The following is a 15,678-nucleotide window of genomic DNA, read 5'->3' on the forward strand; positions in this document are numbered from 1 at the left end:
GTTCTCTACATCAGGCTTGTCTAGTCGTCTCGCCAATTAATTCATCGTGATTGATCACTCTGCCAATTACATCATAATTCTTCGATTTGCTTCGTCTCAATGTTGTAAACAGGTAACCCTCGAATCGCAGCGATCCGGTCAGTTCCCCTTAAGAAGGTCGGCTGACCGTTTCGATCGATACTTTCTCTAAACTTAGAGGCGACGTAGCCTTTCTGCAAAGGAACTTCGTGAACAATATGATTTAACTTGTCCATCCTCACGAAATATGCGTTGTTGCCTGCACTATTACAACCAATGAATGCATAACCCTTTTTCTGAGACAGTTGGTGCAGTGCAGGGAGAGATGCACCGAAATATAAATTACTATAGTGGGCAGTTGTGCGATAGAAATTTTGATCGTAGGGAACGGTTATGGCTCTTTCAACACCAAAAACACTGTTGTATTCCAGGATCACAACGATCGGTGAGATCACTGTGATCTCTTGCCAGATCCAATAATCGTTGCCGTCCAAATCAATATGAAGAATTCCCACCTCTTGATCGAAGCCAGAAGCTAATAAAAGCTCATTAATATTATCACGATGGATAAAGATCGCTTTTGCGGTTAAATCGTATCTCCAAAAGTATTCAGAATTAGTGATTTCTGATACGTTCGCTTCTGAACCATCCATCACTAGTCCTGACCAATTATGATTCATCATTAAGAACCGGGTATTCGATTCTCTATAGTTCTCAACCCCAAATTCGATAAATGTTTCATGAGGAAACTCAAGGTGATTCACTAACCATTGAATAATTCCATCATCACCCCATTGAGAAAAAACCTTAAACTCGGCTTCCTTTAAGGAAGTGATAGCTTGTTTTGACTTGGTACTGTGAGCTAACAGTTGCCCAAGCATGAATAGTTGCTGCTCTGAGACTTGTTCTGGACTGAATACTCTATTTTGCATATCGTCAGTTCTCACATGCAGCGTTTCTATTCGCCATCAGTAGCTTGTTTAGCAAAAAAATTGGCTTACCACCACCCTCATACCGTTTCGCTAAAAAGATATAGGGTGATGATTAATAATCAGTTGGGTATTATAAACATGCGATAATATATCATAAGGTCTGTCATGATCATACCTTCCTCACGATCCTTTCCAGGGAGACAGGTTTTCAGATTTACGATCGCCCTTTTCATCAGATCAGCAACGGATTCAGAGATGGTGTAGTGAAATGACATTTATGTATGGTAATTTTAATTTGATGCGACCGAGAGGCTGACTAAAGTTGAAATACTTTACTAAAGTTTAACTATTCGATCAGTCCTTAAAATTTTATGATTATTTAATCGATCTGAGTTAATGTCAAACTGTAAAACTGACTGATTTCCTAGGTTGCACTGCAATATTAGAGTTATTTTTATTATGATCTTAGTTTAGATTGGGCTAGGCTACCTATGGAACAAAATTTACCTCCATCCGGGGAAGAACGCCAGTTTCAAACCGTGAGTGGAGCGTCAGTTGACGGGGCTCCGATCGCTTATCTCATTGTGTTGGCAGCGGTAGTAACTGCCCTGTCATTTATTCCGTTCTCTGTGGTGCTGGCAGTCGGCGGCGGTATGCCCCTGAGCCAGAGTATCCTACCCTTACTGGGGTGGCTGTTGGGACCGATCGCGGGTGCCCTGGCGAGTGGGATTGGCACATTAATTGGGGTGTTCTTTGCTCCGTATACCGCCGGAATCCCAGCGTTGACCGTGGGCATTGCCATGCTGATTAGCTTTGCTGCCGGGACGATGGTGGCTCGAAATGGGCGGAGATATTGGTATCTGGGGCTGACAATTTTGTTTATCCTCCAGTTTTGTTTGTATGGCTATCAAGCGATCGTCCGCAATGGCATTACCCTAAATAATTTCATCCTGGGTTCCTTTGTCGATTGGTCGGGGCTGTTGTTGTTTGCGTTGCCCACTCGTCAATTATTTGCTCGCTGGATCGGTAGTACGAATGTAGGTTTGGTGGCGATCGGGCTATTTATGGGCACCTGGACGATTTCTGGCGTTGGGCATTTAAGTGCCGCCAGCATTGCCTACCTGATTCTCAACTGGCCCCAAGAAATCTGGATTACCCTGATTCCGATCATTCCAGTGGAAAATGTGATCCGTTCTGTTGCCGGTACGGTGATTGGCACAGGAGTGATTTCTGGTTTACGGGCAATTAATCTAGTCAAGCCCAAGCAAGCCCTTTACTAAGGATTGCAGATTGATTAAGGTGTGATTTTGCGTAGGGGTGTGGCATCCGGTAAAAATTCCTGACTATTAACCCAGAAATCTCTGCCAAATGCTGCGCCCGTACAGAAAAGTGCCGAGTTATTTAGTTTCCATTCCCAAGTAGTTATGGATGTTATTGCTAACCTGGATCAGGTGTCCTATCTCTATCCAGGATCTGCTGAACCTGTGCTCAGGGATATTTCTTTGACCATCCGACGGGGAGAATTCTTGGGCATTATTGGGCCGACGGGAGCCGGAAAAACCACCCTCTGTCTGGCCTTAAATGGGATTGTTCCCCAATTTTATGGCGGGCGATTTTTTGGGCGCATTACGGTAGCTGGCATGGATACGCTGGAACATCCGGTCAGCCAATTAGCCCGTCATGTGGGGACGGTGTTTGAAGACCCGGAGATCCAACTCACCAGTACCTCGGTGGAAAATGAGATTGCGTTTCCGTTGGAAAATCTCTGTGTCCCGCGTGCCACCATTCTCGATCGCATCCCCCGCGTTTTAGCTGCCGTTCGGTTACAAGGATTCGAGCAAAAAAGTCCAGAGGAATTATCAGGGGGACAAAAACAACGACTGGCGATCGCGACAGCCCTGGCAATCCAACCGGATCTGCTGATTCTGGATGAACCCACCTCCCAACTTGATCCGATCGGGACTCAGGAAGTCTTTGCGACTGTCCAAAAATTGCAGGCATTGGGTGTCACGATTGTGATGGTATCCCATGCCGCCGAAGAATTAGCGGAATATGCCGATCGCATTGCCTTAATGGCTCAAGGTCGCTTGATTGCTGTCGGCACTCCGCAGGAAATCTATGCCCAGGTGGAATTGCTCGAAACCTACCAACTGCGATCGCCCGAGGTCAGCCAAACCTTTGAGCAGATTCGCCAACGAGGCATTACGCCTGCAACTATTCCAGTCACATTGGCAACGGGCATCGCTGCCCTACCGGATTTACAACCCATCAGCCAGATTGCCCCACCGCCGCAATTTCCGCCTTCAGTTCCTCCTGATCAGCCGCCCATTCTATCCGTCCAAAACCTGACTCACATTTATCAGGGGGGTACACAGGCACTCCATCAGGTGTCATTGGATATTCACCCGGGCGAGTATGTGTTAATCATTGGGCAGAATGGGGCGGGTAAGAGTACCCTTGTCAAACATTTCTTGAATCTGTTGCAACCTACTCAGGGAGTTGTGCGGGTGCGCGATCGCGATACCCGAGAGTTATCCGTCAGTGACTTAGCGCGATCGATCGGCTATCTAGCTCAAAATCCAGATAATCAAATCTTTAGCACTACGGTTGAACAGGAGGTTGCCTTTGCGCTGCCCTACCTGGGCTATGCTCCAAATGAGATTAAAGAAGAGACGATGAAGAGTCTCAAAGCCATGCAATTGTGGCATCACCGAGAGGCTCATCCTCTATCCTTACCGAAAGGTGAACGGGCTCGGATTGTGATCGCCGCCCTGCTGGCAATGAATCCCGATATTGTCATTTTTGATGAACCGACGATCGGGCAGGATTTTCAGGGTGCCTGCTCGATTCTGGATGTTACCCGTCAGTTGCACCAAATGGGCAAAACAGTGATTGTGATTACGCATCACCTGTATTTGATGCCAAATTATGCCCAACGAGTCATTGTGATGGGACAGGGCACAATTTTGTTAGATGTACCATTGCGTCAGGCTTATCATCAAACTCAGTTGCTTCAGTCTACTTATTTGGTGCCGCCGCAGTCTGTCCTGCTTGCCCAACATCTCGGTCACCTGGTTCACCAAGCCTATCCGTTAGTCACACCACAGGAAGTGGCTAGTTTATACACCCCCAATCCTTAGAGGGCAACCTGATTATGGCAAGCTTGAAGTTTCAGACGGTCAAATACGACTCAATCTTTACTCGCTTAGACTTTCGGACAAAGTTTATCATCATTGTCGTCGTTACCCTGATTGCATTTCTTTGGGAAAGCCCGATCGCGGGGGGGCTGTTAACAATGAGTGTCGCGATCGCCTGTGTGTTCGCGGGAGTCAGACTGAACTATCTGGCAGTAATTTTGAAATTTATGCTGCCGTTTTACCTGTTTCTAATCCTGAGTATGGGCTTTTTTAATGTGACTCAGGTGCAATCGTTAATGGCAAAGACGGAGTTGACCCCGATGCTAACTTTGCCAATGAATTGGTGGCTGATTGGTGGAGCAACCATGACGCTGGAAGGAGTTTTATATGGTCTGAATATTGTATTTAAAACATTAACGATGGTGCTGGTGATTCCATTAGGGATCTTTACCACTGATGTCAATCAAATTACCGTTAGCCTGGTGCAAGCCCGCATTCCTTACAAAATTCTATTTATTTTCACGTCTACCTTACGGTTTGTCCCTCTGCTGATGGAAGAGGTACAGTCGATCATTGCTGCCCAACGCTTACGGGGATTGAACTTTCAAAAATTAAATTGGTTCAAACGCGGACGGATCTACGCCACGATCGGAGTGCCACTGATCCTCAATGCGCTGGCAAAGTCACAAAAGTTAGAAGTTGTCTTGCAATCCAAAGCGTTTTCGGGTAGTTCTCAGCGCACGTACTTGCATGAGTCGATTTTGACCCGCACTGATTATCTGATTATGGTGACATTTGTGGTGGTGTTTATTGCCGCGATCGGCCTTTATTTTAGCTTCGGTGTGGGCAAGTTTAGTTGGTTATTAGCCCCCCTCACCTAATCTATGCCAAACAGTCACTCAACTCAGCAACATCCTTACTTGAAAATCTCTTTGCCGCTTTATAGCTATTCGGTTATATTAAGGAGAAAGTCCGCTGAACAACCATGGAACCCTATATGGGGATCATCCTGGTGGGTGTCGAGATGATCAAGAGTCTGACCCATGACGTAGTCGCCTCACTTGTTCAGTGACTCCATTTCCTTAACGAATTGGGAATTTTGCCAATGAAAATTGCTGTTTCGAGTCACAACCAAACAGATATCACGGGACATGCTGGGCACTGCCTACAATTCTGGGTTTATGAACTTGACCTGCCAGAAGTGCAAACTAAGCAGTTGTTACAGTTGACTAAAGATCAGAGCTTTCATGCAACCTCTGCCACCGATCCGCATCCCTTAGATGATGTGCAGGTGCTAATTAGTGGCAGTATGGGCAGTGGATTGGCTCGTCGTTTAGCGTCCAAAGGAATCCAACCGATCGTCACTCCTGAAACTGACCCGGATGCTGCTGTAGCGGCTTATTTGGTTGGCTCGCTGGTCACCGGAATGCCGGAAGAGCATGGACATACTCATACCCATGATGCCGACCACGATCAGGCAGAGCCCTGTGGGTGTAGTGGCTAGGGATGTTTAACCTGGCAATTTTAAGTTAATCGACCGATCGCGTAATTGTGCGATCGGTCGATTAACCGATTAAACTCGACTTTAGACTAAATGCAATTTTCCGCTATATGTAAGGGCGAACGGTCGTTCGCCCCTCCTAAATATGGGGTGTTTTTTGAATTAGTCTAAACTTCAGGATTAAGGAACGGGAAGGAAATAACTTGAACAACTTTAACCCTTTACCTGTACGGGCGCGGCATACCCTGCGGGAAGCCAGCTATGACAAAGGCTTCTGAGGCGATCGCAAAGACTTTTTACCCAATGCCACGCCCCTACGCCAAGAATTACACTTTGATAAATCCCCGCTCCTAACTGTAGCTGGATGGATGGTTAGTGAGTAGAGATGCCTGACATTTCCAATCAGGCTTGAATCGGATATCCGGCTCTGACCCAACTTCCAATCCCATTGTCTAAATGGGCGACCTCTTGATATCCCTGACTGAATAACCGGTAAGCTGCCATCGTCGATCGCTGTCCAGAACGGCAATACAGGACAATTTTTCGGTTAGGGGTCTGAGGAATTTTGTCGGCATCAAACCTGGACAGGGAGACCAGCGTGGCTCCAGGGATATAGCCACTGGCGTATTCACCCGGCTCCCGCACGTCAACGAGCGTCACCGCGTCCTGCTCTAACCACTGCTTTAAGGTATGAGCATCAATGCTTTGTAGGCTGCCGGTTTCCGGAGCTTGAGGTTGGTTGAAGCCAAAGAGATTCATCTGAGAGTTCCTGTGTAGTCCAGCAAAAGTATGTTGAGGGAACGAGTCAGTTAACATTTTGATTCGTTATAAAACTATATTACCATATAGTGATAATAAGTTGTCATCAAGATGCTCATTTCATCATCACCACTAGCGGCATGATGGTGAACAGATATCAGGCGATCGCGCGTTGATAAAACTGGGTCATTTCAGCAAACCAGGCTTGCCGAGACGTATCCCAGGTATAGAACATGTGTCCACCCTGAAAATGTGTGATCGTTAAATTGGGGCGAACCTCCGAATCGAGCTTCATTAGATCCGCCAGATGACTGGAGGCAAAGTAGGGTGTGACCAGATCAAATAAGCCGTGGGTGATATAAACCTGCATATAGGGATTTAGCGTCATGCCAATCCGGAGATCATCTACAGCCCCAATAAAGCCTTGTTTTAACCCACCTTTAAGTTCAAATTTCCAGGCTTTGAATGTATCGAAATTGATCAAATGGTAAGTTAAGTCTGTTTCAACGGCTAACGTGCCCCGTAAATGACTATTGATCGCTCCTGTGAATAACCGATCTAAACCATCTAAGGTCGGGTCAGTGCCTTCGTAAAGCGGTCGATCGGGGAAGGGATCGATCGCGGTAATCGAAGCATCATACAATCCCACAATCCGTTGCTGGTCGCGCAGCAATTCTCTGGCAAACACATCAATCCCAATTCGCCCCGCCTGTCGAGCCACTAAGGCTACAGGTAGACCCAGCCAGTCGGCAAGCTGTTGATAGGTCTGCTGCCGTTCCTCACTGGATAAAGCATCTCCCATCGCCAATAAAGGAATTAAAGTTCTACGAGCGAATAATTCTACCGCCGCCAAATGGGTTTGCCAGGAGTCGCCTACCAGTTGTGCCCGGTGATGATGAACTGCCGCGATCGCCATGGAGGGCAGAACCGTTGCCCAGGAAGTCAGGTTGTAATCCGTACCTTCTAATAAACTGAACTCTAATGCGGGTGAAATCAGGATTGCCCCCGATAGCCCGACGCCAAAGTTCTGTTGGAGTTGACGCGCTAACTTCGCGACCCGGAACCCACCATAACTCTCCCCCGCAATGAAAATTGGCGACAACCAGCGATTGTGCTTAGAGAGAAACGCTTGAATAAATTCAGCCAGTGCCTTTAAGTCCTGTTCTACTTCCCAGAATTCTGTCTCCTTATCCTCTGGTGGCTCCGCTTTCGGTTTCTCCTCCGCTTTCGTCGGCTCCTTTTCGGCTGGCACTGCCCGACTGAACCCTGTGCCTACCGGATCAACAAACACCAAATCGGTGAAACTCAGCCAACTTTCCAGGTTATCGACCAGTTGGACGGGCGGGCGAGGCAAGGTTCCCTGAGCACCAAAGACAATCCGTTGGGGCCCGAGGGCACCCATGTGTAAATACGCCGAGGCGGCACCGGGCCCCCCATTAAACACGAAGGTGAGGGGGCGGGGCGTAGACGCTTGATGCTCCACCAGATACGCGACATGAAAGATCTCCGCGATCGCTTTCTCACGCTCATACAAAGGTTGCCATGCGGCGATCGCTGTGTACTGCACGTCCCCATTGGGTAGCGATAACGTGTGAGTAGTGGTGCTGGATTGACGATGTTTGGACGGAGTAGAATCGGACATTATGCTTCAACCGAGCGTCATCTAAGATCTTAGGGGAGATGGGTGACGACACCCGCTATGCGAATAAATTTTGTTGGGGAGATGAAGCGAATTTTCCCACTATATAAAACGTCTATCGAATAGCAAAGAACTTTCAATGGCAGGAATGATGTTCTCGCAAGTTTTGGCGATAACTTTATAGTAACTTAAGGAAGTAACCGCCTGTATCAATTGCTTTTAAACAATTTAGCATTTTAAGGAATTATGGTCAGGCTGTTTGGGAGCGTACCCTGCTTGTGCAACCCCGCACAATTGTTGTGCAGATACCTTCCCTAGACACCGTATCAAGGTTGTTGTGTAGTCATTCCAGGCTGCACTAACGGATTATCTCTACCGAGAACAAGAATTATTTGGATGGTTGGCTGTATGCCTTGGCTCAGTCAATCTCTGGCTAATTCTATGCTTGGGTATGCTCCATTTTTTAGTCGTTTACTTCATTCACATTAATGGCAATTACCAATCAGATTCGGTTTAATAATCTGCGGGGCGATATCTTTGGTGGAGTCACTGCCGCGATCGTTTCCTTACCGCTTGCCCTTGCCTTCGGCGTTGCCTCGGGGGCAGGTCCTATTGCTGGACTGTATGGGGCGGTTTGTGTCGGTTTCTTTGCGGCTCTGTTTGGCGGTACCCCAACGCTAATCTCGGAGCCAACCGGACCGATGACGGTAGTGATGACTGCGATCGTCGCTGGTCTGACTGCTGCTAACCCGGAAAACGGCTTGGCAATGGCATTTACCGTGGTGATGCTGGCAGGGCTATTTCAAATCATCTTCGGCATTTTCAAGTTGGGCAAGTACATCACCCTGATGCCCTATAGCGTCATCTCAGGCTTTATGTCGGGGATTGGCGTAATTCTGATCATTCTGCAAATTGCTCCCTTTTTGGGACAGGCGGCTCCGAAAGGTGGTGTGTTGGGTACCGTGTTAGCGATTCCCGATCTGCTGACTAAAGCCAATCCACCCGAGGTGATTCTGGGCGCTGTCACCCTGGCGATCATTTTCTTGATGCCGAAGCAGGCGAAGCGCGTCGTTCCTCCTCAATTGCTGGCATTGATTGTAGGGACTGTGATCTCTCTGACCCTTTTCGGTGATGCCGATATTCGTCGTATTGGGGATCTGGGTGACATTCCCGTGGGTCTGCCCCAGTTTCGTCTACCCACTTTTACGGCGGGTCAGTTAACCACGATGTTTGTGGATGGTGTGATGCTGGGGATGTTAGGGTGCATTGATACCCTGCTGACGGCGGTGATCGCGGATAGCCTGACCCGGACTGAACATAAGTCGGATAAGGAATTAATTGGTCAGGGTGTTGGCAATATCATCTCAGGCATCTGCGGTGGTTTACCGGGTGCGGGTGCCACGATGGGAACGGTGGTGAATATTCAAACGGGGGCAACCTCAGCCGTTTCTGGCATCTCTCGGGCGCTCATTTTGTTAGTTGTGGTGCTGGGTGCTGCCCGTTATACTCAACCGATTCCGATGGCAGTGCTGGCAGGGATTGCTCTCAAAGTCGGGATTGATATTCTGGACTGGAGTTTCTTGAAGCGATCGCACAAAGTCTCGCTCAAAGGTTCCCTGATTATGTATGGGGTGCTGTTGCTGACGGTCTTTGTTGATTTGATTGTGGCAGTAGGGGTGGGAGTCTTCATTGCTAACATCCTGACGATCGAGCGGTTAAGCAACCTGCAAGCTCAGGAAGTCAAGCTGATTACGGATACGGATGATGATGTCCGCTTAAGCGATGAAGACAAATACCTGCTGGATAAAGGCAACGGGCGTGTGTTGCTGTTTTACCTGAGTGGACCGATGATCTTTGGACTATCGAAGGCGATCGCTCGGGAACATAATGCCATGAAGGATGCCGATGCCCTGGTACTCGATTTAAGTGATGTGCCGTTGTTAGGTGTCACGGCTTCTCTGACGATCGAAAATGCGATTCGAGATGCGTATGACAAAGGACTGCAAATTTATCTGGTTGGTGCCAGTTCAAAAATCCAAAGTCGGTTGGAGCGGCTAGGCTTGTTTGATTTGATTACGGCTGAACACATGATGGACGATCGCACCGACGCTCTGCGGCATGCGGTAGATCATGTGTATGACAAAACTGCCCCAGTTCAAGCCTAAGCTGTCCTCTGAGTTGGGGCACTGATACCGTCTGGTGCCCTGATAATTTCACTCCCGTTTGTTCCTGTTCTCACAGAAAACCTGATCCATGCTTGATCTATCTACGATTACCCATTCATTCTCTCAACTATCCTTGCTGGCTCCCCCTCTTCTGGCAACGGCTGAGGCAGAAAATGCTCCGATCGTCCTGACTGGCGTACTTTTGAGCCTGGTCGTGATTTACCTGGCGAGTAAAGTCGGGGCTGAGATCTCTAGGCGCTTAGATTTTCCCCCGGTTTTAGGAGAACTGGTGGCTGGGGTAATTGTTGGGGTGTCGGCGTTGCATCTGGTGGTGTTTCCTGAAAGTGGACTACCAGCCACTGATTCAGTGATCATGACTGTATTGCAATGGATTAATGGACTCACCCCTGAGGCATTAACCAGTGTTTTCCAATCTCAAAGTGAAGTGGTTTCAGTCCTGGCAGAGCTAGGTGTGATCATTCTGCTGTTTGAAATTGGCTTAGAGTCAGATTTACGTCAACTCAAACAAGTCGGCTATCAAGCGACGATCGTGGCCTGTGTTGGGGTGGTTGTTCCCTTCACGGCAGGGACAGTGGGGTTGATGATGCTATTTCATGTGCCCGCCATTCCGGCGATTTTTGCTGGAGCCGCCCTGACCGCTACCAGTATTGGCATTACCTCCAAAGTGCTGTCTGAACTGGGACGGCTGAAATCGAAGGAGGGTCAAATCATTGTCGGGGCGGCGGTGATTGATGATGTCCTGGGGATTATTGTGTTGGCAGTGGTTGCCAGTTTAGCCAAAACGGGTGAAATCGATGTTACGAATGTCATTTACTTGATTGTTAGTGCTACAGCCTTCCTGATCGGGTCGATTCTATTAGGCGGCATCTTTAACAAAACATTTGTCGCGATTGTAGAAAAACTAAAGACTCGGGGCAATATCGTCATTCCCGCCTTTAGTTTTGCCTTTTTCATGGCGTTTTTAGGCAATGCCATTCATCTGGAAGCCATTTTGGGAGCGTTTGCGGCTGGTTTAGTCTTGGATGAAACCGATGCCCGCAATGAATTGGATGAATTAGTCAAACCGATCGCCGATCTGCTAGTCCCAATCTTTTTTGTCACCGTAGGAGCTAGAGCCGATTTAAGTGTGTTGAATCCGGCAGTACCGGAAAACCGGGCTGGTTTAGTGATTGCCGTGTTCCTGATTGCGATCGCGATCGTTGGCAAAGTGGTGACAGGCTGGGCAGTTTTTGGTCAACCGGGCATTAATCGGCTGGCGATCGGGGTGGGCATGATTCCTCGGGGCGAGGTTGGTTTGGTGTTTGCTGGCATTGGTTCAGCGAGTGGCGTGTTGAGTAAGCCGTTGGAAGCTGCCATTATTATCATGGTGATTCTCACCACCTTTTTGGCTCCACCCTTCCTGCGGGTTGCCTTCGGACAATCCGAAGAACCACCTGCCAGTGGAGAACCGGCGCTGGAATCAACCGCCGCCGTGAGTGAAGTTTAGATTCGCCAGTAGGTGAGTGGGGGCTGGTTCCCCACCGCCTGATCTGCCCCATCCTCTACCTATTCCTATGTTAGAAGCCTGTGTGTTTGCCACGATATTATGTGGATTTTTTGGCATTATTTTCAAAAAAAATCTGGTAATGAAAATTATTTCTATGGATGTAATGAGTACGGGAGTGATTGCCTATTACGTGCTGATTGCCTCGCGGGATGGACTATTCACGCCGATTCTTTCGGAAGCGAATCAAGGGAACTACGCAGATCCAGTGCCGCAAGCAGTCATCTTAACAGCGATCGTCATTGGCTTTTCCATTCAAGCCTTAATGTTAGTCGGAGTGATGAAACTGGCGCGGGATAATCCAACGTTGGAGACCCAGGAGATTGAGCGGAATCAAGCGCCATGAGTAGTAACTTGACGCTAATTTGGATTGCTCTACCGTTTCTAGCTGGTTTTCTGGGTTACTTACTGCCCTCCCTGGCTCGCCTGCTCTCGTTAGGTGTGGCAACGGTGTCAGTAGGTTATGCCCTGTTGCTCTTTACTCAGCCCCCACTGCATCTACAATTGTTGGATCGATTTGGTGTCACCTTACTGCTCGATCCCTTAAGTGGCTTTTTCATCCTGACGAATGCCCTGGTGACAATGGCGGTGATCCTTTACTGTTGGCGCAGTAATAAGACCGCTTTCTTTTACATGCAAACCATTATTTTGCATGGAAGTGTAAATGCTGCCTTTGCCTGTACCGATTTTATGAGTCTGTATGTGGCACTAGAGGTGATTAGTATTGCGGCGTTTCTGTTGATTGCCTACCCGCGCACCGATCGCTCGATCTGGGTGGGTTTGCGCTATCTCTTTGTCAGCAACGTTGCCATGCTGTTCTATTTGGTAGGTACTGTTCTGGTCTATCAGGCGAATCACTCCTTCGCGTTTGTGGGTATCCGCCAGTCCCCTCCTGAAGCCCTGGCACTGATCTTTTTGGGGCTTTTGGTGAAAGGAGGCATCTTTGTCTCCGGTTTGTGGTTGCCCTTAACCCACTCTGAGTCAGAAACACCAGTATCGGCAATGTTGTCCGGGGTGGTGGTGAAAGCTGGAGTATTGCCTCTAGTTCGCTGTGCCCTGTTAGTTGGAGAATTTGACCCTCTGATTCGGATTTTTGGGGTTGGAACGGCGGTGCTGGGGGTTGCCTATGCGGTCTTCGAGAAGGATACGAAGCGTATGTTGGCATTTCATACCGTGTCCCAGTTAGGCTTTATTCTGGCAGCGCCAGAAGTGGGCGGCTTCTATGCCCTGACTCACGGATTAGTCAAAGCGGCGTTATTTCTCACGGCTGGAGTGTTACCTAGCCGCAACTTGAAGGAGTTACAACATCAACCGATTCATACACCCGTCTGGATTGCCCTGGTGATCGCCAGCTTCTCGATCTCTGGGTTTCCCCTACTCTCTGGCTTTGGGGCAAAGGTGTTGACGATGAAGAGTTTGTTACCCTGGCAGGTGATTGGCATGAATATTGCTGCTCTAGGAACAGCGATCTCCTTTGCGAAATTGATTTTCTTACCCCATGAACATCATGGTAAAGCAGAAGTCACACCGAGTTTTTGGGCGGCGATCGTGCTGTTGATTGGGGGGCTATTCTTGGCAAATGTGGCGTATTACGAGGCATACACCCTGGCGAATATTGTCAAACCGTTAGCCACGATCGCCCTGGGTTGGTTAGTCTACTGGTTGCTCTCTCGGCATACGATGATTAAACTGCCCCGACTGCTGGAGCAATTTGATCATTTAATTGGGGTCATGAGCCTGATGTTACTTTTACTCTTGGGGATGGTGATGGCATGATTGGATATCTGAATCTCATCCTCCGACTGGTCATCTGGTTTTTGCTAACCGCTAATTTGAGCGTACCCAATATCATCATGGGAATTTGTGTGGCGCTACTATTACCGGGCTGTCGGATCACTCCCGGGGCTTTAAAGGACTGGTTACGGGTATTGTGGGAAATTATTGTGGCAATTCCCCAAGCCTATCTGGAGGCAGTGGAACTGATCGTTCGTCCCCATACCCACGAAGATATCGTAATGGAACGGGTCAAGCCCCGACGATCGCCTGGATTAGTGTTTCTCGATATCTTTCTGATTACCTTTACGCCTAAGACGATCGTCTTGAAATACCACGAAGCGGGGTGGTATGAGGTGCATCGGGTGACGAGACGGAAACGACTCAGAGGAGGCAATGAACAGGGGATGATGGAATCATGATGAATGTCATGCTAATTGCGATGATTTTAGCGTTGCTAATTCCCATGTATGAGGCGTGGCAAGATGAGGATATTTGGCAGAAAATGTTAGCGTTTGCCAGTATCGCTACGAAGACATCGGTGATGATTTTGATTGTCTCTGTACTGCGGGATGATTGGATGATTGGTGTGGTTGGAGTGATTATCCTGAGTGTAGGTAATGCGGGATTAATGTTGCTGGCGCATGTGATTAGACGCATGAATGAAGTATGATCAACATCCTCAGTTATAGCTGTATTGGTTTGGGTATCCTATTTTGGTTTTGGGGTACGTTGCCCCTGCTCGGTCAGCGATCGGTCTTATTCAAACTGCATAGCCTTTCGGTTGCCGATACCCTCGGTTCAATGAGCATTATCGTGGGACTGCTCCTACAAATTCCTAGTGAATGGTCATTACTCGTGCTTGCCCTGATTTCCCTAGCCATCTGGAATACCGTGTTGGGCTATGTGCTGGCATACTGCTCTAGTCAGGGAGGCAAGGATGGACGATAGCTACCTATATGTGATTGTTGCCCTATTACCTCTGTCGGCATTGATGCTGATCATCCAGGCAAATCCCTACAGCGCTCTGGTGGTGCGTGGGATTTTGGGCGCGGTGGCAGCCCTGGTATATGTAGTGTTGGGGGCGGCGGATGTTGCCTTAACTGAAGCCCTGGTCGGCACAATGCTGGCAATCACACTGTATGCTGTAGCGGTGCGATCGTCCTTAGTGATGCGGATTGGAGTGCTGAAAGATAACTGGAGTGAGGCAGATGCTGCCCATCCCTGCACTGGACTGATTGCTGATTTCCGCACCGTTGCCCGCAAGTACCATCTGCGCCTGGAACTGTTGCCCTATCCTGATCCGGAGTCCTTACAGGAGGCTTTACTGGATAAAGCAGTGCATCTTACCTGTATCCCGCGATCGCAGCCATTGGCTCCTGACTCTACTCTCTCTGAGCCACCCTATTACACGGCCGTTCGCGTTCGTCGTCTGTACGACATTCTAGAAGCTGAACTGACTTCACCTGCCACTAGCCTGACCTATGTCGCCGTCTCGTCTGCCGGAGAGAAACATTAATGAAATGGCTCTACATTGCTGCTGGCATCATTCTATTCATTAAATTCTTACTGATGCCGAATCTGACTGCCGAATCTGCTGATCTCTCGATCGTCGAGGCAGTGGTGCAGGATAGTGGTGTGCCCAATGCCGTGTCGGGAATTATTTTTAGAAATCGATTATATGACACGATTTTTGAGGTGATTGTCTTTACGATCGCGATTATGGGTGCCCAATTTTTGCTGGCAAACGAGCAACCTTTTCCCACGGTCTATCGCTTTACTGACCAACCTTCGATCGTCCTGGCACAGTTGGGAGCCACGATCGCCGCGATCGTTGGGGTCGAACTGGCCATTCGGGGGCATCTGAGTCCGGGCGGTGGATTTGCGGCGGGAGTAGCAGGGGGCACTGCGATCGGGTTGGTGGCAATTACTTCATCCTCCGAGTGGATGGAGGCAATTTACCGACGCTGGCGGGCCGCAACCTGGGAGAAAGTGTCGGTGCTGATCTTCATTGTCCTGTCGGTGATTACCCTGGCAGGGTTTGAACTACCCCGAGGTGAGGTTGGTGATTTGATCAGTGGCGGGATTGTGCCGATTCTCAATATTCTGGTGGCAATTAAAGTTGCCCTGGGGTCATGGGCAGCAATTCTGGTATTTATTCGTTATCGGGGGTTACTGTAGGACGAGTGA

Annotated in this window: 16 protein-coding genes; 13 read left to right on the forward strand and 3 right to left on the reverse strand. The window is 48.7% G+C overall.

What is annotated here, in order from left to right:
- Positions 1-71: 71 nt before the first annotated feature.
- Positions 72-950 carry a hypothetical protein gene (locus ACN4EK_RS01800; protein ID WP_431655655.1) on the reverse strand — a complete coding sequence of 293 codons (879 nt, stop codon included), beginning with the start codon at positions 948-950 and terminating at the stop codon, positions 72-74.
- A 491-nt stretch (positions 951-1,441) separates the two neighbouring features.
- Here ACN4EK_RS01800 and ACN4EK_RS01805 point away from each other — a divergent pair, with 491 nt between their 5' ends.
- From ACN4EK_RS01805 to ACN4EK_RS01820, 4 genes are all read left to right on the forward strand, one after another.
- The gene (locus tag ACN4EK_RS01805; protein WP_431655656.1) at positions 1,442-2,230 is read left to right on the forward strand and encodes a hypothetical protein; all 789 of its coding nucleotides are present in this window, start codon (positions 1,442-1,444) and stop codon (positions 2,228-2,230) included.
- A 144-nt stretch (positions 2,231-2,374) separates the two neighbouring features.
- Positions 2,375-4,090, forward strand: a complete 1,716-nt coding sequence (locus tag ACN4EK_RS01810) for an ABC transporter ATP-binding protein (RefSeq protein WP_431655657.1) — start codon at positions 2,375-2,377, stop codon at positions 4,088-4,090.
- A gap of 14 nt (positions 4,091-4,104) precedes the next feature.
- Complete coding sequence (locus ACN4EK_RS01815) at positions 4,105-4,968, forward strand: energy-coupling factor transporter transmembrane component T family protein (protein WP_431655659.1); 864 nt, start codon at positions 4,105-4,107, stop codon at positions 4,966-4,968.
- A 224-nt stretch (positions 4,969-5,192) separates the two neighbouring features.
- Entirely contained in the window at positions 5,193-5,591 is a 399-nt protein-coding gene (locus tag ACN4EK_RS01820; protein WP_431655661.1) for a NifB/NifX family molybdenum-iron cluster-binding protein, read from the forward strand.
- Between the two features lie 399 nt (positions 5,592-5,990).
- Here ACN4EK_RS01820 and ACN4EK_RS01825 read toward each other — a convergent pair whose 3' ends face one another.
- Together ACN4EK_RS01825 and ACN4EK_RS01830 are read right to left on the reverse strand one after the other, a co-directional pair.
- Complete coding sequence (locus ACN4EK_RS01825) at positions 5,991-6,347, reverse strand: rhodanese-like domain-containing protein (protein ID WP_431655662.1); 357 nt, start codon at positions 6,345-6,347, stop codon at positions 5,991-5,993.
- A 157-nt stretch (positions 6,348-6,504) separates the two neighbouring features.
- Positions 6,505-7,989 carry a S10 family peptidase gene (locus ACN4EK_RS01830; RefSeq protein WP_431655663.1) on the reverse strand — a complete coding sequence of 495 codons (1,485 nt, stop codon included), beginning with the start codon at positions 7,987-7,989 and terminating at the stop codon, positions 6,505-6,507.
- A 485-nt stretch (positions 7,990-8,474) separates the two neighbouring features.
- On the opposite strand from ACN4EK_RS01830, the gene bicA reads away from it, so the two are divergent.
- From bicA to ACN4EK_RS01875, 9 genes are all read left to right on the forward strand, one after another.
- Complete coding sequence (gene bicA, locus ACN4EK_RS01835; protein WP_431655665.1) at positions 8,475-10,151, forward strand: bicarbonate transporter BicA; 1,677 nt, start codon at positions 8,475-8,477, stop codon at positions 10,149-10,151.
- A gap of 88 nt (positions 10,152-10,239) precedes the next feature.
- Positions 10,240-11,658: a cation:proton antiporter gene (locus tag ACN4EK_RS01840; protein ID WP_431655667.1), complete on the forward strand. Its 1,419-nt coding sequence runs from the start codon at positions 10,240-10,242 to the stop codon at positions 11,656-11,658.
- Positions 11,659-11,725: 67 nt separating this feature from the next.
- A complete protein-coding gene (locus ACN4EK_RS01845; RefSeq protein WP_431655668.1) occupies positions 11,726-12,061 on the forward strand; it encodes an NADH-quinone oxidoreductase subunit K in 336 nt (111 codons plus the stop codon).
- Positions 12,058-13,491, forward strand: a complete 1,434-nt coding sequence (locus tag ACN4EK_RS01850; protein WP_431655670.1) for a cation:proton antiporter — start codon at positions 12,058-12,060, stop codon at positions 13,489-13,491. Before ACN4EK_RS01845 ends, ACN4EK_RS01850 begins: the two co-directional genes overlap by 4 nt.
- On the forward strand, positions 13,488-13,910 hold the full coding sequence (locus ACN4EK_RS01855; protein WP_431655671.1) for a Na+/H+ antiporter subunit E: 423 nt from the start codon (positions 13,488-13,490) through the stop codon (positions 13,908-13,910). Before ACN4EK_RS01850 ends, ACN4EK_RS01855 begins: the two co-directional genes overlap by 4 nt.
- A complete protein-coding gene (locus tag ACN4EK_RS01860; protein WP_431655672.1) occupies positions 13,907-14,161 on the forward strand; it encodes a hypothetical protein in 255 nt (84 codons plus the stop codon). The genes ACN4EK_RS01855 and ACN4EK_RS01860 overlap by 4 nt, the downstream gene beginning before the upstream one ends.
- The gene (locus ACN4EK_RS01865; protein WP_431655673.1) at positions 14,158-14,439 is read left to right on the forward strand and encodes a monovalent cation/H(+) antiporter subunit G; all 282 of its coding nucleotides are present in this window, start codon (positions 14,158-14,160) and stop codon (positions 14,437-14,439) included. The genes ACN4EK_RS01860 and ACN4EK_RS01865 overlap by 4 nt, the downstream gene beginning before the upstream one ends.
- Positions 14,429-15,007, forward strand: coding sequence for a DUF4040 domain-containing protein (locus ACN4EK_RS01870; protein WP_431655674.1), 579 nt, complete (start codon positions 14,429-14,431; stop codon positions 15,005-15,007). The genes ACN4EK_RS01865 and ACN4EK_RS01870 overlap by 11 nt, the downstream gene beginning before the upstream one ends.
- Positions 15,007-15,669 (forward strand): Na(+)/H(+) antiporter subunit B, encoded by a 663-nt coding sequence (locus ACN4EK_RS01875; protein ID WP_431655675.1) that lies wholly within the window; start codon positions 15,007-15,009, stop codon positions 15,667-15,669. The genes ACN4EK_RS01870 and ACN4EK_RS01875 overlap by 1 nt, the downstream gene beginning before the upstream one ends.
- The last annotated feature ends 9 nt before the right edge of the window (positions 15,670-15,678 follow it).

This window comes from Pantanalinema rosaneae CENA516, from assembly GCF_050753385.1.
Taxonomy (GTDB): domain Bacteria; phylum Cyanobacteriota; class Cyanobacteriia; order Leptolyngbyales; family Leptolyngbyaceae; genus Pantanalinema; species Pantanalinema rosaneae.